The following is a 19,999-nucleotide window of genomic DNA, read 5'->3' as shown; positions in this document are numbered from 1 at the left end:
CACGTGAGCCACCGCATCATGCCCGTCCTGCCGCAGGCCGCTGTCGATGGCGACCTGGCCGATCCGCTGCCGCAGCGCATCCTGCTGGTGGAAAATTCCCGTGCCTTCACCGGCATGCTGCGCGAAGCCATCGAACAGCGCCTGGAGCTGCCGGTGGTGGTGGCCAGCTCGCTGGCCGAAGCTGATCGCCTGCTCAGTGAAGAAGGCGGCTGGTTCCTGGTGCTGACCGGGCTGGTGCTGGCCGATGGCGACCGCGACGCGGTGGTCGAGTTCTTCCTCAAGCGCAACCTGCCGACCGTGGTGGTCAGCGGCGTGTACGACGAGGATCTGCGCAAGCGCGTGCTGCAGCAGCAGATCATCGATTACGTGCTGAAGAACACTCCGGGCAGCATCGACTATCTGGTCTGGCTGGTGCAGCGCCTGGAACGCAACCGGCGCATCGCCGCGCTGGTGGTGGACGACTCGCCGTCCGCACGCGGCTATGCCGCCGCCCTGCTGCGCATGTACGGTCATGAGGTGTACGAGGCTGCCGATGGCAGCGAAGGCCTGGCAGCGATCGAGGCGCACCCGGCGATCCGTCTGGCCGTGGTCGACCAGGAGATGCCGGGCATGCAGGGCGTGGAGTTCACCCGCCGCCTGCGTACCCTGCGCTCGCGCGACAAGGTGGCGGTGATCGGCATTTCCGGCAATGCCGATGCGTCGCTGATTCCGCGCTTCCTGAAGAACGGCGCCAATGACTTCCTGCGCAAACCCTTCTCGCGTGAAGAGTTCTTCTGCCGTGTCTCGCAGAATGTGGACCAGCTGGAACTGATCGGCACGCTGCAGGACCTCGCCACCCGCGATTTCCTCACCGGCCTGCCCAACCGCCGCTGCTTCCTGGAACAGAGCCAGCGCCAGCTGCCGCAACTGCAGCTGCATGGCCAGTGCGTGGCGGTGGCGATGATCGACATCGACCATTTCAAGCACATCAACGACACCCACGGCCACGAAGCGGGTGACGATGCGCTGCGTGCGGTAGCCCGTGCTGTCGGCGACCACGCGCGAAGCCAGGACCTGATCGCGCGCTTCGGCGGCGAGGAATTCTGCCTGCTGGTGCCGGACATGGAACAGGACGAAGCCCTGCTCTATTTCGAGGAGCTGCGCCAGCGCATCGCCGCGCTGGAAGTGGACATCGGCAGTGCCACGCTGCGCATGACGGTCAGCATCGGCCTGTGCTGCCTGCGGCCGCAGCGTGACGCGCTGCACCGGCTGATTTCCGAGGCCGATCGCCAGCTGTACCTGGCCAAGGCCGGAGGCCGCAACCGGGTCAGCTGCACCACGGTGGCCAGCCCGCTGCGCCCGCGCGAGGCTGCGCTGTCCTGACTGGCATGCCTTGATCCAGATCAACGCCGCCCATGGGCGGTGCCTCTACAGTCGGCCCCGACATCAGCATGAAGGGGAGCCGGGGATGGCACTACTGGTCTGGCAGGACGATCTGAACATCGGCATCGATGTGATCGATCAGCAACACCGCCGCATCATCGAGATGCTCAACCACCTGCACGTGGCGCAGACCAGCCTGCAGCGGGCAGCGGTGGGCGAAGTCATTGACGAGGTGGTGGACTACACCATGTCGCACTTCGCATTCGAAGAAGAGCTGATGGAGGAGGCCGGCTACCCGTTCTGTGCCGCGCACAAGCGTGTGCATGAGGTCTTCATCAAGCGGGTATCGGAATACCGCATGCGCTTCCAGGCCGGTGAGGACATCAGTGACGAGTTGCGCACCATGCTCTCGCGCTGGCTGTTCAACCACATCCGCGGCGACGACCAGGCCTATGCCGAACAGGTCAAGCAGCACCTGAACCAGTTTGCCCGCGAGCACCAGAGCGGCGGGTGGCTGGGCCGCACGCTCAAGCGCTTCTTCGGCTGATCAGCGCTGGCGGCGCTGCAGGGCGAGCAGCGCGCACAGGGTGATCACTGCGGTCAGGCACAGGTAGTAGCCGACCGCGACCAGCCCATAACGCTCGGCCAGCCAGGTCGCCAGGTACGGCGCCGGGGCTGCGCCCAGAATGCCGGCCAGGTTGAACGACAGCGAGGCACCGGTGTAGCGCACTTCCACCGGATAGATTTCGGCCAGGAACGTGCCGCACGGGCCGTAGGTCAGCCCCATCAGGAACAGGCCCAGGCACAGGAACGTCAGTACCAGCCACGGGCTGCCGGGTTGGAACAAAGGCGCGAACAGCACACCGAAGCCGATGATCAGCAGGCTGGCGATGGCCATCGTGCGGCGCGTTCCCCAGCGATCACCGTAGCGCGCCGACAGCGGGATGCCGGCGGCGAAGAACAGCATCGCCACCATCTGCATCAGCAGGAACTGCTCGCGGCTGTAGCCGAGCACGGCGGTGCCATGGCCGAGGCTGAACACCGTCATCAGGTAGAACAGCACGAAGGTGGCGAATGCACCCAGCGTGCCCAGCAGCATCGGCAGCGGATGGTCGCGCAGCACCGTCCACATCGGCAGGCGCACCGGCGCCTTGCGCTCCAGCGCGCGCTTGAAATCCGGTGTCTCGTGGATGTTCAGCCGCACCCACAGGCCAAGGCCGACCAGCAGCGCGCTGGCAACGAACGGAATGCGCCAGCCCCATTGCAGGAAATCGTCCTGGCCCAGAAAGCGACCGAGCAGCAGAAAGATGCCGGCTGACAGCAGGAAGCCGATCGGTGCACCCAGCTGCGGGAACATGCCGTACCAGGCGCGCTTGCCCGGCGGCGCATTCTCGGTGGCCAGCAGCACCGCCCCACCCCATTCGCCGCCCAGGCCCAGGCCTTGGCCGAAGCGGCACAGCGCCAGCAGTGCCGGCGCCCACAGGCCGATCTGCGCATGGGTGGGCAGCAGGCCGATGGCGACCGTGGACAGGCCCATGGTCAGCAGCGCGGCCACCAGGGTGGCCTTGCGGCCGATACGGTCCCCGAAGTGACCAAACACCGCCGAGCCCACCGGGCGTGCGATGAACGCCACCGCGAAGGTGGCCAGGGACTGCAGCAAGGCGGCCTGGTCGCTGCTTTCCGGGAAGAACAGGTGCGGGAACACCAGCACCGCGGCGGTGGCGTAGATGTAGAAGTCGAAGAACTCGATGGTGGTGCCGATCAGGCTGGCCAGCAGGACACGGCGGGGAGAATTCACGGGTGGCGCGGCAGCGGTGATCGTCGACATCGGCAAGGCGGGTAACGGCGGATCGACCGATTCTGCCACGCTTGGCCGCCCCGCCGGGGCAATGGTTTCAGGCGACACCGACGCCAACGAATTCTTTCCCGGGGGCCGCTACGCTGCACCACCGGTCCCTGCATGGATGCTTCACCGATGGGTTCTGCCGCCCCGCAGTCGTGCTCCGATTCCCCGCTGCTGCCTCGCCTGGCTGCATGGCTGGTGGTGCTGCTGGTGCATCTGCTGATGCTGTGGTGGCTGTTGCATGCGGGGCGCATCGCCTTGATCGCACACGACAATTCGCGGATCAGCCTGCGTTGGCTGCCGCCGGAAGCGCCGCCGATGAGCCGTCTGGTTGTCGATGCATCACGGCCGGCGGCTGCGCCGCACCAGGTTCCGCACGCCCCCGCGCTTCCTACTGCGCAGGCCAAGCAGCGCTCAGCGCATGTCGATCGGCAACGCAGCGCGGCTGCGCGCAACCAACCACTGAATCTGAGGCTGCCGGCTGGCAGCATCGATGGTGGCGATGGCATCACTGCCGAGGGTGTGGCCGCAAAGCTGATCGGCCGCCGTGAGGTGCATGCGGCGTTCGCGCCCCATCGCCCACCTTTCCGGATCCACCGGCAAATGACGCCCGAGCAGATCCTGCAGGGTGTTGCCCAGATGCTCGGCACCTGGCCACCGGACTACATGGTTGACCCGTGCACGCTGGGCCAGCAGGACATGCACTACTTCCAGAACGCAGTGGAGGAAGTGGACCGGCAGTTGCTGCGCGAGGCGGTGCTGCAGGTCAGTGCAAGCTGCCGGTAGCGCGGTCTACAGCTGGATCCAGGTGGCCTTGATCTCGCTGTACTTGTCGAAGGCGTGCAGCGACTTGTCGCGGCCGTTGCCGGACTGCTTGTAGCCACCGAACGGTGCCGTCATGTCACCGCCGTCCCAGCCGTTCACCCACACGCTGCCCGCGCGCAGTTGGCGGGCTACGCGATGGGCGCGTCCAAGATCCCGCGTCCACAGGCCGGCGGCCAGTCCATAGCGACTGTCGTTGGCCAAGCGCACGGCCTCGGCTTCGTCATCGAAGCCGAGCACCGCCAGCACCGGGCCGAACACTTCCTCGCGGGCCAATGCCTGTTCCGGGCGTACCTGGTCGAACACCGTCGGCTGCACATAGCAACCGCCCGCCTCCACTTCGGCCCTCTGGCCGCCCAGCAGCAGGCGCGCGCCATCGGCTTCGGCCCGGGCGATATCGGCCAGTACCTTGTCCACGTGCGCGGCATCGACCAGCGCGCCCATCGGTGCATCGGCCTCCAGCGGATGGCGGGGCTGCATGCGTTGGCCGTAGGCGATCACCTGGTGCACGAAGTCATCGCGGATCGAACGCTGCACCAGCAACCGCGAACCGGCGGTGCAGACTTCGCCCTGGTTGAAGAAGATGCCCTGCGCCACGCCCTTGGCGGCCGCATCCAGGTCCGGCGCGTCGGCGAACACCACGTGTGGGCTCTTGCCACCGCATTCCAGCCAGACCCGCTTGAGGTTGGAGCGCCCCGCGTATTCGAGCAGCCTGGCGCCGGTAGCGGTGGAGCCGGTGAAGGCCAGCACGTCCACGTCCATGTGCAGGGCCAGCGGCTCGCCCACGCGTGAGCCGTGACCGGGCAACACGTTGAGCACGCCGTCCGGCAATCCCGCTTCGGCCGCCAGTGCGGCCAGCCGCAACGCACTCAGTGGCGAGCGCTCGGAGGGTTTCAGCACTACTGAATTTCCCATCGCCAATGCCGGCGCGATCTTCCAGCACGCCATCAGCAGCGGAAAATTCCACGGCACGATGGCCGCCACCACGCCTGCGGCCTCGCGCGTGACCAGGCCCAGCTCGCGCGGACCGGTGGGGGCGATTTCACCGTACAGCTTGTCCACCGCTTCAGCGGTCCAGGTCAGGCAGCGCACCACGCCGGGCAGATCGATGCGACGCGCATCGCGGATCGGCTTGCCCATGTCCAGCGTTTCCAGCAGGGCCAGCTCATCGGCGTGCGTCTCCACCAGCGCGGCCAGCGCCAGCAGCACGCGCTTGCGATGGGCGGGGCTGGCCTGCGACCAGTGGCCTGCCTCGAACGCGCAGCGCGCCGAGGCCACCGCACGCTCGACGTCCTGTGCATCACAGTCGGCCACCGCACCCAGTACACGCCCGTCGATCGGGCTGATGCAATCAAAGCGCGCGCCGCTGGCGGCATCCACGTAGCGGCCATCGATGAACGCTTGCGCAGGAATCGCCACGCGGCTGCGCAGGGTCTGCCAGTGGCTGCGGTCGGGGAAGTCGGCCATGGGTCGCTCCAGCAATCAACGATCCTTGTTTATACCGGCGCGGCCGCGACCCCACCGTGATCGACCGCGCTGCGCGCTCGCCGGGCATGGCCCGGCGCTGCCACAAGGTCGAGGCCCGAACGGTAGCGCCGGGCCATGCCTGCCGACAGAACCGTGACGCGGCTGCGCTAGAGTCGCAACCATCGGACCCGACGGAGCCGGCATGAAAACCCCTGCAAGCGACCTGCACGACCTGGCCACCCAGCGCCCCGATTCACTGGACGCGTACTGGATGCCGTTCACTGCCAACCGCCAGTACAAGGGCGCGCCGCGCATGCTGGTACGTGCCGAGGGCATGCACTACGAGGACGTCGATGGGCGCGCCATCCTCGATGGCACCGCTGGCCTGTGGTGCTGCAATGCAGGGCACGCCCGCCGACGCATCGTCGACGCGATCGCCGAGCAGGCCGCCACCCTCGATTACTCGCCGGCCTTCCAGATGGGTTCGCCGCCGGCCTTCGCCCTGGCGCAGCGGCTGGCGGCACTGGCCCCGGCCGGGTTGAACCACGTGTTCTTCACCAGCTCGGGTTCGGAGGCAGTGGATTCAGCGATGAAGATCGTGCTGGCCCACCACCGCCTGCGCGGCGAGGGACAGCGCACGCGCTTCATCAGCCGCGAGAAGGCCTACCACGGGGTCGGCTTCGGCGGCATGGCACTGGGCGGGCTGCCCAACAACCGCCGCCAGTTCGGCCTGCAGCTCGGCGGCGTGGACTACCTGCGGCATACCCTGGACCTGTCACGCAATGCGTTCAGCAAGGGCCTGCCACGCCAGGGCGCCGAGCTGGCCGACGATCTGGAACGGCTGATCGCCCTGCACGATCCGTCCACCATTGCCGCGGTGTTCGTTGAACCCATCGCCGGCTCGGCCGGGGTGATCCTGCCGGCGCCGGGCTATCTGCAACGACTGCGCGAGATCTGCGACCAGCACGGCATCCTGCTGGTGTTCGATGAGGTCATCACCGGCTTCGGCCGGGTTGGCATGGCGTTCGCCGCACAGCGTTTCGGGGTCACTCCGGACCTGTTGACCTTCGCCAAGGGCGCCAGCAACGGCGCGGTGCCGCTGGGAGGCGTGCTGGTCGGCGACAGCGTGCATGCCAGCTTCATGCAGGGTCCGCCACAGGCCATCGAGCTGTTCCATGGCTATACGTATTCGGGCCACCCCTTGGCCTGCGCGGCGGCGTTGGCCACGCTGGACATCTACGCCGAGGAACGGTTGTTCGAGCGCGCGATCGAGCTGGGCGAATACTGGCAGGAGCGCCTGCACGCCCTGCAGGGGTTGCCGAACGTGATCGACATCCGCAACTTCGGCCTGGTCGGTGCGGTGGAGCTGGCACCGCGCAAGGATGCCCCCGGCAGCCGTGGCTACGAGGTGTTCCGCCGCTGCTTCCACGACGGGCGCCTGCTGGTGCGCTGCACCGGCGACATCATCGCGCTGTCACCGCCGCTGATCGTGGACAAGGCACAGATCGACCGGATCACCGGGACCCTGGGCGAGATGATCCGGGCCACCGCCTGAGGCCAGGGCGGTGCTGGCGAGCAGGTACAATGGGCGGTTCCGCTCCTGCCTGTTGCCGTGCCCATGAACATCGTCGTCAAAGAAGAACTCAAGGCCTACATCGACCCGCTCACCGCCGACGAACACGAGGCGCTGGAGCGCAGCATCCTCGCCGAAGGCTGCCGCGATGCGCTGGTACTGTGGGGCGACGTGCTGGTGGATGGACACAACCGCTTCGGCATCTGCCAGAAGCATGGACTGCCGTTCAACACCGTGCAGAACACCCGCTTCCAGAGCATGGAAGACGTGCACCTGTGGATGATCGAGCAGCACCTGGGCCGGCGCAGCGTTTCCGATTTCCAGCGCGGCGTGCTGGCTCTGCGCAAGCGCGACATCCTGTCCGCGCGCAAGCAGGTCGAACAGGCGCAGCTGCAGCGCGAAAGCGACGGCACCGCCGAGCCTGCCGACGAGGCCGGCGAAGACAGCCCGCCGTGGGAACCGGCGCCGAAGATCAGCCGCGCCGAACTGGCCCGCGAAGCCAAGCTGAGCACCAGCCAGGTAGGCATGATCGAGCGCATCCACGCCCAGGCTGCGGCCGAGGTGGTGGAAGCCGTGAAGGCCGGCATGATCTCGATCAGCGCCGCCGCCGCCGTGGCCGACCTGCCGGAAGAAGAGCAGCGCGCGGCGGCTGCCGGTGGCAAGGATGAACTGAAGCAGGCTGCAAAGCGCGTGCGTGAGTCCAAGCGCAAGCCGCGTGCGCCGAAGCCTGAACCGGAGTCGGCGGAAATGGACTTCGAAGAGGCCAACGAGGATGAGATCGCCAGCCGCGATGCCGAGGTGCTGGCCGCGCTGGAGCAGCTTGGCGAGGATGCCCCGGCGCTGCGCCGCCGCGTGGTTGCCCTGACCCGCGAGAACGACACCCTGCGCGCACAGCTGGCTCACCTGCGCAGGCAGCTGGAAACGCTCTGAGCATCCCCCGGTAGTGCCGGCCGCTGGCCGGCAGCTGCAAGGTGCTTCCAACGTCCATGGGTTGCCGGCCAGCGGCCGGCACTACCGGGTACTCACCGGCCTGCGGGTAGACTTCGGGCATGACGTCTGCCATCGATCCGCGCCGCGCCCAGCTGCGGCGCCTGAAAACCCTCGCCCTTGGCCTGCTGCTGCTGATGCTGGCCGGTTTCGCGGTCAGCCACTGGCAGGGCGAGCGTGGCATCTGGGCCTGGGTCTCGGCCTTCTGCGAGGCCGCCGCGGTTGGCGCGCTCGCCGATTGGTTCGCGGTGGTTGCCCTGTTCCGGCGGCCGATGGGCCTGCCGATTCCGCATACGGCGATCATTCCGCGCAGCAAGGAACGCATCGGCGACAGCCTGGCCCTGTTCGTGCGCGACCAGTTCCTGGAACCGACGGTGCTGCTGGCCAAGCTGCAGGTATTCGATCCAGCCAGCCGCCTCGGCAGCTGGCTGGCCGATCCCGCGCGTTCACGGATGCTGGCCGACATGGCCCGTGGCTGGGCGCTGCAGGCGCTGGACTTCTTCGATGAAGCGGCGGTGCGGCGGCAGCTGCACAGCTTCGTGGTGCAGCAGCTGCGGCAGTGGAACGCCGCAGCCACCGCCGGCGAACTGCTGGGCCTGCTGACCGCCGACGGCCGCCACCAGCGCGTGCTGGACGAAGGCCTGCAACGGCTGGGGCGTTGGCTGGAGCAGCCGGAAGTGAAGGAACGCGCCTCGCAGCTGATCGTGCGCTACATCCAGCGCGAATGGCCGACGCTGTCGAGCACGGTGAACTGGGTCAAGCCGATCGATGAGATCGGCGACAGCCTTGCCGAACGCCTGGCGCGCGCGGTGCTTGAGGAGCTGCAGCAGGTGCTGGCCGAGCCGCAGCACCCTCTGCGCCAGGACTACGAACAATGGCTGGGCAACTACGTACAGCGCCTGCGCGAAGACCCGGCACTGGCCGAGCGCATCGAGCAGCTCAAGCAGGAAATGATCGACCACCCTGCCCTGCAGGACTACGTGCAGGGCCTGTGGTCGCGCATCCATGCCAGCCTGCGCGGCGATCTGCAGCGCGAGGATTCGGCACTGGTCGGTCATCTGCAGCGCAGCCTGGCCTCGCTGGGTGACAGCCTGCAATCGGACCCGGCGTTGCGCGAGGCATTGAACCAGCACCTGCTGGAAGGCGCGCAGCGGCTCACCGGGCGCCTGCGCGAGGGCGTCACCACCCATATCGCGCAGACGGTGAAGAGCTGGGACGAACGTCATCTGGTCGAGCAGCTGGAACTGAGCGTGGGCCGCGACCTGCAGTTCATCCGCTTCAACGGCACCCTGGTGGGTGGGCTGATCGGGCTGCTGCTGCATGCGGCTACGGTGCTGTTCCGGTTCTGAGGGGCGTTCCCGGCCGGGCTGCGCCCGGCACCCGCAGAGGCCGGAGCCAGAGCAACAGCCACAGCTGGTTTCCTGCGGGATGGCAGGGCGCTGTGGGTTTGCGGGGCCGCCGTGTACCCATCCCTGGGGGCTTGGTCGCCGCATCCATGCGGCTCACACCCCGCAAACCCACAGCGCCCCGCCTTCGACCGTTTCCCTCGATCTGCCTGGATCCACATGTTCGGGGGACGAATGGGGCTGTCACACTTGCTTAACGAAATGCGAATGCCTATCATTTACTGATCGGTTGTACGCTTAGCCAAGCGGGGCACGGAAGCACGCGCCCACCCGCCCCTTCGCCCGTGTACATCCCCCGACCACTGGGTCGCCTGCCTGCCGCAGGTGGCGCGCCGTCGATGGGAATCACGCTGGGTGACGTGCGCGGAGCGCATGGCTGCCATGGGTGCGTTTGCCATCGCCTGTTTTTTGTCCTGCATGGAATCGCACCGATGGCTTCTCCCCTGATTACTCCCCGCCCAACCCTGCTGGCCCTGGCCCTGACCGCTGTGATGATCGCTCCGCTGGCCCACGCCGATGCACCGCTCGCTGCCGATGCGCGCACGCTGGACACGGTGAAGGTGACCGCTGACGGCGAGATCGCAAACGGCTACACGGTGAAGAACACCCGCAGCGCGACCAAGCTGGATCTGTCGCTGCGCGAGACGCCGCAGTCGGTCACCGTCATCACCCGGCAACGGCTGGATGACATGGGGTTGTTCTCGTTGTCCGACGTGATGGGCCAGGTCACCGGCGTCAGCGTGTCGGTCACCGACAGCGAGCGCATCAGCTATGTTTCGCGTGGCTACACGATCGAGAACTTCCAGATCGACGGGATGCTCAACACCTTCGGTGGGTCGATCAAGACCAACACCGACAACGTCATCTACGAACGCATCGAAGTGATCCGCGGCGCCACCGGCCTGACCACGGGCGCCGGTGATCCGTCCGGCACCATCAGCATGGTGCGCAAGCGCCCCACCGACACCTTCCAGATGAGCAGCAACCTGACCGTGGGGCGCTGGGGCAACCAGCGCCTGGAAGCCGACCTGGGCGGTCCCGTGGCGTGGGACGGGCGCATCCGCGCACGCGTGGTCGCGGCCAAGCAGCAGAGCGATTCGTTCCGCGATGTCTACAAGCTCGACAAGGACGTGTTCTACGGCATCGTCCAGGCCGACCTGACCGACAGCACCCTGTTCGAGCTGGGCTATGAATACCAGTCACCGCACACCACGGGCGTGACCTGGGGCGTGGTGCCTTACTGGGGTGCTGACGGCAACCCGGCAAACCTGCCGCGCTCGACCAATCTGTCGGCGTCGTGGAGCGAATGGCCGATCATTGAAAAGACCACCTTCGCCCGCCTCGAACAGCAGCTGGGCAGCGGCTGGTCGCTGAAGGGCAACGTCAGCCATGCCGTGCGTGATACCGATGGCAGCGTCTGGTACGGCGCAGCCGGCTACCCGCGCGCGGACGGCACCGGCGTCACCGCCTACGTCTCGCACTTCAACGAACACAGCACGATGGACGTGTTCGACGTCAACGTCGGCGGCCCCTTCCAGCTGTTCGGCCGTGAACATGAACTGGTGTTCGGGCTGGGCCAGTCCGTGCGCAAGGGCGAATCCGAAGCGACCAGCTTCGACACCAGCGCACCGGGCTACATGCAGGTTCCCGACTGGCGCAACTGGACCGGCAAGGTGCCGGTCCTGCCGGTAACACGCTACGGCCGTCTTTCCTCGGAAAACGAGCTGCGCCAGCGCGCCGCCTACATCGCCGCGCGCCTGCGCCTGGCCGACCCGCTGCTGGCCGTGGTCGGCGCCCGCTATGGCAGCTGGGAAACCCGCCAGTGGGGCTACGGCTACGACACCAACGGCAACCGCAACCGCACCACCCGCACCGGCTACAAGCCCGACGACACGCTGACCCCGTATGCCGGCCTGGTCTACGACTTCAATTCGATGTTCAGCGGTTATGTCAGCTACACCGACATCTTCAAGCCGCAGAACTACCGCGACCGCAACGGCAACTACCTTGAGCCGGTGGTCGGCGACATGTACGAAGCGGGCGTCAAGGCTGAATTCTTCGGTGGCCTGCTGAACGCCTCGGCCGCCGTGTTTGAAGGCAAGCAGGACAACGTGGCCGAGATCGATGATTCGGTGCCGCTGAACTCGCTGCCCGATGGCGGCCAGGCCTATCGCTCGACCGGCAAGGGCAACAAGGTGAAGGGTTGGGAACTGGAAACCCAGGGCAGCATCGGCGAGCAGTGGAACATCTCGGCCGGTTTCGCCCGTACCCGGATCCGCAACGCCGCGGGTGTGCTGCAACGGACCACCACCCCGCAGGAAACCTTCCGCCTCAACACCAGCTGGCGGCCGGGCGGCATCGAAGGCCGCTTCTGGCTGGGCGGTGGCGTGACCTGGCAGAGCCGCATCTGGAACAACAGCACCAAGCCGACGGCCGACTACCTGACCACCGGCCGCACCGAAAGTGCGCGCATCACCCAGGACGCGTTCTACCTGCTGAACCTGGCCGGTGGCTACCGCTTCAACGAGAACTTCAGCGCCCAGCTCAACATCAGCAACCTGCTGGACAAGAAGTACTACAACAACGTCGGCTTCTACCAGGGCGTGTACTGGGGCGAACCCCGCAACGTCAGCGTGACGCTGCGCTGGAAACTCTGATGACCTGATGGATGGTGCCGGTTCTGCGACCGGCACCCGGCCACGGATGGCCAACCCCGGCGCGCTTCGGTGCGCCGTCCTTCTCTTCATTCAACCTGCAGGACCGCCGTGGACCGCTCGCCCGCAACCGCCAGCCCCCGCCTCAGCACCTTCTTCGCCAACCCGCGATGGGGCGTGCTGTCCCGATCCCTTGCCGCCATCTTAGGCGGCTACGCGCTTGCCTCGATGACCACGGTGTTCTGTGCGCTGGCGCTGCCGGGCGCGCGCGGCCAGGCCGTGCTGACCGGCATGCTGCTGGCGATCCTGGTCGCCGCCTGCGCCGCGCTGTGGGCGTTCGCCACGCGCAGTGCGCTGCGTGCCTGGGTCGGCATTCTTGCCCCCACCCTGCTGTTGGCCGGCATTTCGCGCCTGCTGGGGGCGTGGGCATGAAGAATGGATTCCGCCAATCCATGGCCTGGCTGCATACCTGGACCGGCCTGCTGGTCGGCTGGCTGCTGCTGCTGATCTTCATGGCCGGCACCGCCAGCTACTACCGCGAGGAAATCAGCCGCTGGATGCGCCCGGAGCTGCCGCGCAGCACGGTCAGCACCGACGAAGCGGCGCAGCGCGCGGCCGACTACCTGCTGGCCAACGCACCACAGGCCGAGAGCTGGTTCGTCACCCTGCCGCAGCCACGCAATCCGGCCATGCAGATGTTCTGGCGGTTGCCGGCCGAGCTGGCCGACCCCAGCAAGGGCCGACGCGGCGCCTTCGGTGATGCCACCCTGGACCCGAACACCGGCACCGAGCTGAAGGCCCGCGAGACACGTGGCGGCGACTTCTTCTACCGCCTGCATTTCGACCTGCACTACATTCCCGTGCTGTGGGCGCGCTACCTGGTGGGCTTCTGCGCGATGTTCATGCTGGTGGCCATCATCACCGGCGTGATCACCCACAAGAAGATCTTCAAGGACTTCTTCACCTTCCGGAAGGACAAGGGCCTGCGTTCCTGGCTGGACTTCCACAACGTCAGCGCGGTGATGGCCCTGCCTTACCACGCGATGATCACCTACACCGGCATCGTCACCTTGATGATCATGTACCTGCCGTGGGGAGTGAACGTGGCCTACGGCACCGACCAGGATGCGTTCTACGCGGAGGCCTTTGGTGGCCTGCCCGAGGTCACCGCGCCCGCCGAAGGCAAGGCAGCCCCCCTGCCGCTGCGGCAGCTGCTGGACAGCGCCCGCACGCATTGGCACGGCACCGAGGTCGCCGGTTTCAGCGTTGCCAATCCCGGTGCCGCCAATGCGGTGATCGACATCCGCCAGCGCGATGGCAAACGCCTGTCCATCGATACCCCGGCGCTGCGCTATGACATGGTCACTGGCGCGCTGCTGCAGGAAACGCCGCCTTCCGGTGGCGCCACCGCCACCCGTGGCGTGCTGTATGGCCTGCACCTGGCCCGCTTTGCCGATTGGGGCCTGCGCGCGTTGTTCTTCCTGTCCGGCCTGACCGGCTGCCTGATGGTGGCCAGCGGCGTGGTGCTGTGGGCGGTGAAGGAGCGGCCGAAGCATGCCAAGAGCGGTCGCACCGGCTTCGGCCTGCGCCTGGTCGATGCACTGAACATCGGCGCCGTGGCCGGTCTGCCGATCGCCTTCGCCGCCTATTTCTGGGGCAACCGCCTGCTGCCGCTGGGCCTGGCCGAGCGCTCCAACGCCGAAGCGAACGTGTTCTTCTACGCGTGGGGCGCCTCGCTGCTGGCAGCCTTCATCTGGCCCAAGCGGATGATGTGGGCGTGGCAGCTGTACATCGGCGCGGCCGCGTTCGCGCTGATTCCGGTAGTGAACGCGCTGACCACCCACGCGCACCTGGGCGTCACCTTGTTCAACGGTGACTGGGCATTGGCCGGTTTCGACCTGTCGATGATCGCCTTCGGCGCGATGCTAGCCCTGTGCGGCTGGCGCATGCAACGCTGGACGCCGCCGCTGACTGCCGCCGAGAAGAAGAAACGCGCGGCGGCCGCTGCAGCGACGAGGGCACCGGCCGATGCAGTGGAAGCGGAGGCCAGCGCATGATGCTGCTGGTACTGGGGTTGTCGTTCACAGCGTTCACCGCGCTGTCGCTGGCGATGGAAAAGCACCAGCAGGAACTGCACGGCAAATCCGCGGCATCACCGGCACGGCGCACGCAATGGCGGGTGCTGGGCTGGGTACTGCTGACGGTGGCTTTCGCACTGTGCGTGGTCGACCACGGCTGGGCGATGGGCCCGGTGCTGTGGCTCGGCGCGCTCACCCTGGGTGGAATCGTGCTGGCGTTCGCGCTGTACCCGTACCGGCCGAAATGGATCGCGCCGCTGGCGATCGCGTTGCCGGTGATCGGGCTGGTGGTGGCGCTGTTGTAACCCGTGCGGTGGACCGCATCCACGCATGGCGTGGATCTACCGGACCCACGCTCGCCGGGCATGGCCCGGCGCTACCGTTCTGCGCGCACGTGGGTAGCGCCGGGCCATGCCCGGCGACGCGTCACGCCAGGCGCTTCAGCTCCCACGCACGATGGATGCGCGCGTTGCGCTCGAAATCCGGGCCGATGGTGCTGGCGCTGATCTCGCGGCACTGGGCGAATTCGGCGATGGCGTTCTCTTCCAGCTTGAAGCGGCGGAAGTTGTTGGAGAAGTACAGCACGCCACCCGGCGCCAGTCGCGCGACGGCCGCACGCAGCATCTTCACCTGCTCGCGCTGTACGTCGAAGTCCTCGGCGCGGGCCGAGTTGGAGAACGTCGGCGGGTCGCAGAAGATCACGTCGTACTGGCCGCGATCGCCTTCCAGCCAGGCCATCGCATCGGCCTGCACCAGCAGGTGCTGATTGCCGCCCTGCCCGTTCAGGGCCAGGTTGTCGTAGCACCACTGCAGGTAGGTGGCCGACAGGTCGACGCTGGTGGTACTGGCCGCACCGGCCACCGCCGCCTGCACGCTGGCCACGCCGGTGTAGCAAAACAGGTTGAGGAAGCGCTTGCCGCGCACCTGCTCGGCCATCAGCCGGCGCAGCGGGCGATGGTCGAGGAACAGACCGGTATCGAGATAGTCGAACAGGTTCACCTGCAGCAGCGCGTTGTTCTCGCGCACCACGAGGAACTCATCACGCTGCTCGAAACGGCCGTACTTGCTGCCGCCCTTGCCACGTTCACGCGATTTCATCGATACCTGTTCCGGCGGCACGCCGAACACCTCGCGCGCAGCGGCCAGCAGTTCATTGCGGCGGCGGCGCACGTCGTTCTCGGGAATCGCGGCCGGTGCAGCGTATTCCTGCACATGCAGGAACGTGCGGCGCTGGCCGCCATCTTCCTCGTACACGTCGATGGCCGCTGCGTATTCCGGCAGGTCGGCATCGTAGGCACGGAAACAGGTGACGCCTTCGCGCGCGCGCCAGCTCTTGAACTTCTTCAGGTTCTTGCGCAGGCGGTTGGCCACCATCTGCGCGCCTTCGCTCAGCTCGCGCACCTGTGCCGGGTCGCGGCCCGGCACCGCGATCGGATCGCAGACGATCAGTGCGCATTCCAGCGCACCATTGAACATCTGGTATTTCTTGCCCGCACGCAGGCCGGTGGCGAAGGCCAGTTCGTCATTGCCGCACAGCAGGCTGGCGCGCCACTGCGGCACGGCCTTCTGCAGGGCATTGCCCAGCTTGCGGTACAGCGCCGGATCGGCGGCCAGGCGCTCGTCATACGGCGGGTTGCAGACCACCGCGCCGATCTCCTGCTCCGGGGTGGGCAGGTCAGCCACATCGGCGCGGGTGAAGCGGATGGCATGGGCGACGCCGGCAACTTCGGCGTTCTCGCGTGCGGCCTGGATCGCCACCGGGTCGATGTCGCTGCCGTGGATGACCGGCTTCAGCGCGGCAAGGCCGGCCGCTTCGCGATCACGCGCTTCGCTCTGGATGGTTTTCCAGGCGGCCTTGTCGAAGCCCAGCCAGCGGCTCGGCGGCAGGCTGCCATGGCGCATCAGGCCGGGGGCTACATCGGCCGCCATCAGCGCGCCTTCGATCAGCAGGGTGCCGCTGCCGCACATCGGGTCCAGCAGGCCGCCACCGGCAGCGTGCAGGCGCGGCCACTGCGCGCGCATCAGTAGCGCGGCAGCCAGGTTTTCCTTCAACGGCGCGTCATGCGCCGCACCGCGCCAGCCGCGGCGATGCAGCGGGCCGCCGCCGAGGTCGATCGACAGCGAGGCGCGGCCCTTGCGCAGCGACAGGTTGACGCGCACGTCCGGCAGGTCGGTGTTGACCGAAGGGCGCTCCAGCCCTTCGTCACGCATGCGGTCGACGATGGCGTCCTTGATCCGCTGCGCGGCGAAACGGGCATGGGTGATCTTGTCGCCGGACACATGTGCATCCACCGCCAGGGTCATCTCCGGCTTGATGTGTTCGTGCCACGGCAGCGCACGCACGCCGTCGTACAGCGCCTGCTCGTCCGGGCATTCGAATTCGTCGATCGGCCACAGCACGCGGCTGGCCAGCCGCGACCACATCACGATCCGCAGCGCCTGCTCCAGTTCGCCATCGGCGTTGACGCCGGCGATGGTGGCAGTGGCCTTTTCCAGGCCCAGGGCCGACAGCTCATCGGCAAGCAGGTATTCCAGGCCCTTGGCGCAGGAGACAAAAAATTTCACGGGATCGGTTCGCAGGTGGTCAGGCACGGCAGGGGGCCGGGCCATTCGGAAGGGAGGGCCGTAGGCACGGCCGGCAGGCCCGCGCCGGGGGCGGCGGGGCTGCCATTGTAGTCAATGCGGGCGGGCGCGCCGTGCGCCCGGGCTTCACAGCTGGCGCAGCAGGCGCTCGAAGGCCTGCGCAGAGGCTTCCACGTGGTGCTCCAGGCGATGGCCATCGTCCACCAGCAGCAGCTGCGCCGAGCGCGCCTGCGCCCAGGCGATGACTCCGGCGGCCGGCACCACCTCGTCATGCCAGGCCTGCATCACCGTGGTCGGCACCGGCGCGGCATCCAGCGCCGGCATCGGGCCCATGGTGGTGGGCGGCACCATCAGGAACAGGCCGGCCACCGGCACCTGCAGCGAGGCGATGGCAGAGATGTAGGCGCCCAGGCTGGAGCCGGCCAGCACCACCGGCCCCTGCGCAGCGGCAGCGGCCGAGCGCTCGATCAGGCGTTGCAGGCGGGTGCGCACATCGCCAACGCGGCTGACCTGGCTCATCGCGTCCAGGTCGGTGTAATCGGGGCGCTCATGGGTCCAGCCCAGTCGCTCGGCGACTTCGGCCAGCGCGGTGACCTTGGTCGCCTCCGGGCCGCTCTCGAAGCCGTGGGACAGGATGCAGTGACCGCGGCTCATGCGTGCGCTCCCACGGAGCGGATCGACAGCAGAAGGGAAGGCAGTTTCATCCGGCAATGCTAGCATCGCCGCATGCCCAAACCGCTCCTGCCCGGCCTGCAGCTGCAGCCGTTGCCCTACCACGACCGCCTGCCACTGCGCGATCCATCCAGCCTGGCGATGGTGGTGATCCACTGCACCGAACTGCCCGACCTGGCGACCGCCCGGGAGTACGGCGAGCGCGTGCTGTACGACAGCGGCGCCGGCAACAGCGGGCATTTCTACATCGACCGCGACGGCAGCGTGGTGCAGTACGTGGCGCCGGAGCGCATCGCCCACCACGTGCGCGGCATGAATGCCGATACCGTAGGCATCGAACTGGTCAATTCGGGGCGCTACCCGCACTGGCTCGACAGCCGCCACCAGGCGATGGACGAGCCGTACACCGAAGCGCAGCTGCTGGCGCTGGAACGGTTGCTGCAGGCACTGGTGGCTCGTTACCCGTCGCTGCGGCGGATTGCCGGACATGACCAGTTGGACCTGGAGCAGGTGCCGGCCAGTGATGACCCGGCGGTGACCGTGGCGCGCAAGCGTGATCCGGGCCCGTTGTTCCCGTGGGCGCGGGTGCTGGCGAAGGTGCCGTTGCAGGGGTTGGGATGATGGGCAGGGCTGCGCCCTGGGTACACGCCATCGCATACGCGCTGTCGCTCCCACGCTTCGCTGCGCGAACCGCGGGCCCCACTTACCAGCTCCCACACCCCCGCCGCTTCGCGGCCGCCCCCTGACTCAGGGGGCTCTGCCCCAGAGATGAACCGGTGGCCAGTAGATCCACGCCATGCGTAGATGAACGTCAAATCGACCAACCGGCTTTGCTCAGGCGCCGGTGGCGACCGGGCGGTTGCTGTCGCTGACCCAGCCACTCCATGAGTCCGCGTAGATGCGTGCGCCGGACAGGCCCGCGCTTTCCATCGCCAGCAGCAGGTGGCAGGCGGTCACGCCCGAACCGCACATCAGCACCACGCGTTGCGGGTCCTGGTTGCCGATCACGCCCTGCAGCTCGGCACGCAGTTCCTGTGCATCGCGCAGGCGGCCGTCCAGCACGTTCAACGCAAACGGGCGATTGACCGCGCCCGGTACATGGCCGGCGACCGGGTCCAGCGGCTCCACCTCACCGCGGAACCGCTCGCCCGCGCGGGCATCGACCAGCCAGCCCGGTGCATGCTTGAGGCGTGATTCGATCTCGTCCGCGCTGGCAACCTGGCTGCCATCGAAGCGCCCCGGATACGCGGGCAACGCGGTGACCTGGCTGCTGCCGGTCGCCAGCGGCTGGCCGGCGGCCTGCCAGGCGGCGATGCCGCCATCGAGTACGGCCACGTTCGCATGCCCGATCAGGCGCAGCAGCCACCACAGGCGCGCGGCGGCCATGCTGCCATCGCTGCCGTCATACACCACCACCTGCGTGTCGGTGCCGATGCCCCATTGCCCCAGTCGTGCGGCGAACGCATCGCTGTCGGGCAACGGGTGGCGGCCATGACCCACCCGCGTCAGATCGGACAGGTCGCGACTGAGATCGGCATGCACTGCGCCGGGAATGTGTCCCTGCGTATAGAGGCTGTTGCCCGCCTGCGGGTCGGCCAGCGATGCACGCGCGTCGACCACGCGCACGGTACTGGCGGTCGCGCGGGCATCGACCACGCGTACCCCATCGCCCAAGGCCGCAGCCAGGGTCGCAACATCGACAAGGGTGGTCCACGGTGGGTCGATCGGCTTCATTGCACTTGCTCCAGGCGGCGACGCAGGTTGTACAGGATGGCCGCGGTGGCGCCCCAGATGCGCTGGCCGGGCCAGCCATATTCAAGGACATGGCGGACGCGGCCGCGATGGTTGATTTCTACCTGGCGCAGGTTGTCGGCGGCCATCAGATAGTCCAGCGGCACTTCGAACACCTCGGCCACTTCGCTGGGCTGCGGGACCGCCACGAAATCCGGATCGATCACTGCCACCACCGGGGTCACCCGGTAGCCGGTGATGGTCACGAACGGATCGAGATATCCCAGTGCCTGCACCTGTGTCGGCGCCAACGCGATTTCTTCCTGGCTTTCGCGCAGTGCGGCAGCCAGCGCATCGCGATCATCGGGCTCGGTGCGGCCGCCGGGGAAGCCAACCTGGCCACCATGTTGCCGCAGGGTTTCGGTACGCCGGGTCAGGATCACCTGCGCACCGTTGGCGCGCGGCACGATGCCAGCCAACACCGCCGCCTCGACCGGTGGGCCCGGGGGCAGCAGGTCATCCAGTTCACTGCGGTTCCAGCCGTCACCTGCCGGCGGCTCGGCCAGCGGATGCAGCGCGCGCAGCAGCCGCTCATGATCGGCCAACGAACCTCGCAGCGACTGCTGCAGCTGTTGGCGCAGGGGCAGCACACGCTGCAGGATGTGGCTGCGTTCGCTGTCGCTCATCGACGACCACCGTGCGATTTCGTCGATATGCCGCCCGCACCCGGCGCAGAGCCGGTTGCGATCCAGCTTGCAGACGTTGATGCAGGGGCTTGCGACAGCACGCGCCGTTTCTTCCATTATTTGCACCGGTCAACA

General features: G+C 67.5%; 17 protein-coding genes. 11 read left to right on the top strand and 6 right to left on the bottom strand.

What is annotated here, in order from left to right; translation table 11 throughout:
• Positions 1-18 precede the first annotated feature (18 nt).
• Both CR918_RS05385 and CR918_RS05380 read left to right on the top strand, forming a co-directional pair.
• The gene (locus tag CR918_RS05385) at positions 19-1,362 is read left to right on the top strand and encodes a diguanylate cyclase (protein ID WP_099844250.1); all 1,344 of its coding nucleotides are present in this window, start codon (positions 19-21) and stop codon (positions 1,360-1,362) included.
• An 85-nt stretch (positions 1,363-1,447) separates the two neighbouring features.
• Positions 1,448-1,909, top strand: coding sequence for a bacteriohemerythrin (locus tag CR918_RS05380; RefSeq protein WP_025875341.1), 462 nt, complete (start codon positions 1,448-1,450; stop codon positions 1,907-1,909).
• Here the strand turns inward: CR918_RS05380 and CR918_RS05375 are convergent, their stop codons facing one another.
• Positions 1,910-3,190, bottom strand: coding sequence for an MFS transporter (locus CR918_RS05375; protein ID WP_099842213.1), 1,281 nt, complete (start codon positions 3,188-3,190; stop codon positions 1,910-1,912).
• A 147-nt stretch (positions 3,191-3,337) separates the two neighbouring features.
• On the opposite strand from CR918_RS05375, the gene CR918_RS05370 reads away from it, so the two are divergent.
• Complete coding sequence (locus CR918_RS05370) at positions 3,338-3,991, top strand: hypothetical protein (RefSeq protein WP_243378977.1); 654 nt, start codon at positions 3,338-3,340, stop codon at positions 3,989-3,991.
• Between the two features lie 6 nt (positions 3,992-3,997).
• Here CR918_RS05370 and CR918_RS05365 read toward each other — a convergent pair whose 3' ends face one another.
• Entirely contained in the window at positions 3,998-5,494 is a 1,497-nt protein-coding gene (locus tag CR918_RS05365; protein WP_099842211.1) for an aldehyde dehydrogenase, read from the bottom strand.
• Between the two features lie 202 nt (positions 5,495-5,696).
• Between CR918_RS05365 and aptA the strand changes: the two genes are divergently transcribed.
• The 7 genes from aptA (at position 5,697) to CR918_RS05330 (ending at position 14,497) form a co-directional block, all read left to right on the top strand.
• A complete protein-coding gene (aptA, locus tag CR918_RS05360; protein WP_099842210.1) occupies positions 5,697-7,049 on the top strand; it encodes an omega-aminotransferase AptA in 1,353 nt (450 codons plus the stop codon).
• Positions 7,050-7,112: 63 nt separating this feature from the next.
• Positions 7,113-7,997 carry a ParB N-terminal domain-containing protein gene (locus CR918_RS05355; protein ID WP_025875352.1) on the top strand — a complete coding sequence of 295 codons (885 nt, stop codon included), beginning with the start codon at positions 7,113-7,115 and terminating at the stop codon, positions 7,995-7,997.
• 119 nt (positions 7,998-8,116) lie between these two features.
• The gene (locus CR918_RS05350; RefSeq protein WP_025875354.1) at positions 8,117-9,403 is read left to right on the top strand and encodes a DUF445 domain-containing protein; all 1,287 of its coding nucleotides are present in this window, start codon (positions 8,117-8,119) and stop codon (positions 9,401-9,403) included.
• 488 nt (positions 9,404-9,891) lie between these two features.
• The gene (locus CR918_RS05345; protein ID WP_099842209.1) at positions 9,892-12,117 is read left to right on the top strand and encodes a TonB-dependent siderophore receptor; all 2,226 of its coding nucleotides are present in this window, start codon (positions 9,892-9,894) and stop codon (positions 12,115-12,117) included.
• A 108-nt stretch (positions 12,118-12,225) separates the two neighbouring features.
• The gene (locus CR918_RS05340) at positions 12,226-12,546 is read left to right on the top strand and encodes a DUF3649 domain-containing protein (RefSeq protein WP_099783445.1); all 321 of its coding nucleotides are present in this window, start codon (positions 12,226-12,228) and stop codon (positions 12,544-12,546) included.
• Complete coding sequence (locus CR918_RS05335) at positions 12,543-14,171, top strand: PepSY-associated TM helix domain-containing protein (RefSeq protein ID WP_099842208.1); 1,629 nt, start codon at positions 12,543-12,545, stop codon at positions 14,169-14,171. The genes CR918_RS05340 and CR918_RS05335 overlap by 4 nt, the downstream gene beginning before the upstream one ends.
• Positions 14,168-14,497 carry a DUF3325 domain-containing protein gene (locus CR918_RS05330; protein WP_032975662.1) on the top strand — a complete coding sequence of 110 codons (330 nt, stop codon included), beginning with the start codon at positions 14,168-14,170 and terminating at the stop codon, positions 14,495-14,497. Before CR918_RS05335 ends, CR918_RS05330 begins: the two co-directional genes overlap by 4 nt.
• Positions 14,498-14,618: 121 nt before the next feature.
• Here the strand turns inward: CR918_RS05330 and rlmKL are convergent, their stop codons facing one another.
• Entirely contained in the window at positions 14,619-16,757 is a 2,139-nt protein-coding gene (gene rlmKL, locus CR918_RS05325) for a bifunctional 23S rRNA (guanine(2069)-N(7))-methyltransferase RlmK/23S rRNA (guanine(2445)-N(2))-methyltransferase RlmL (protein ID WP_099844248.1), read from the bottom strand.
• Between the two features lie 144 nt (positions 16,758-16,901).
• Entirely contained in the window at positions 16,902-17,429 is a 528-nt protein-coding gene (locus CR918_RS05320) for an alpha/beta hydrolase (RefSeq protein WP_099842207.1), read from the bottom strand.
• Between the two features lie 72 nt (positions 17,430-17,501).
• Here CR918_RS05320 and CR918_RS05315 point away from each other — a divergent pair, with 72 nt between their 5' ends.
• Positions 17,502-18,068 (top strand): N-acetylmuramoyl-L-alanine amidase, encoded by a 567-nt coding sequence (locus tag CR918_RS05315; protein WP_099783439.1) that lies wholly within the window; start codon positions 17,502-17,504, stop codon positions 18,066-18,068.
• Positions 18,069-18,281: 213 nt separating this feature from the next.
• On the opposite strand, the gene CR918_RS05310 is transcribed toward CR918_RS05315, so the two are convergent.
• Positions 18,282-19,181, bottom strand: a complete 900-nt coding sequence (locus CR918_RS05310) for a sulfurtransferase (protein ID WP_099842206.1) — start codon at positions 19,179-19,181, stop codon at positions 18,282-18,284.
• On the bottom strand, positions 19,178-19,981 hold the full coding sequence (locus CR918_RS05305) for a CoA pyrophosphatase (RefSeq protein WP_025875365.1): 804 nt from the start codon (positions 19,979-19,981) through the stop codon (positions 19,178-19,180). Before CR918_RS05305 ends, CR918_RS05310 begins: the two co-directional genes overlap by 4 nt.
• Positions 19,982-19,999 lie beyond the last annotated feature (18 nt).

This window comes from Stenotrophomonas indicatrix, from assembly GCF_002750975.1.
Classification (GTDB): Bacteria; Pseudomonadota; Gammaproteobacteria; order Xanthomonadales; family Xanthomonadaceae; genus Stenotrophomonas; species Stenotrophomonas indicatrix.
The sequence above is the reverse complement of the archived record's forward strand: the minus strand, read 5'-3'. Positions and strand labels throughout refer to the sequence as shown.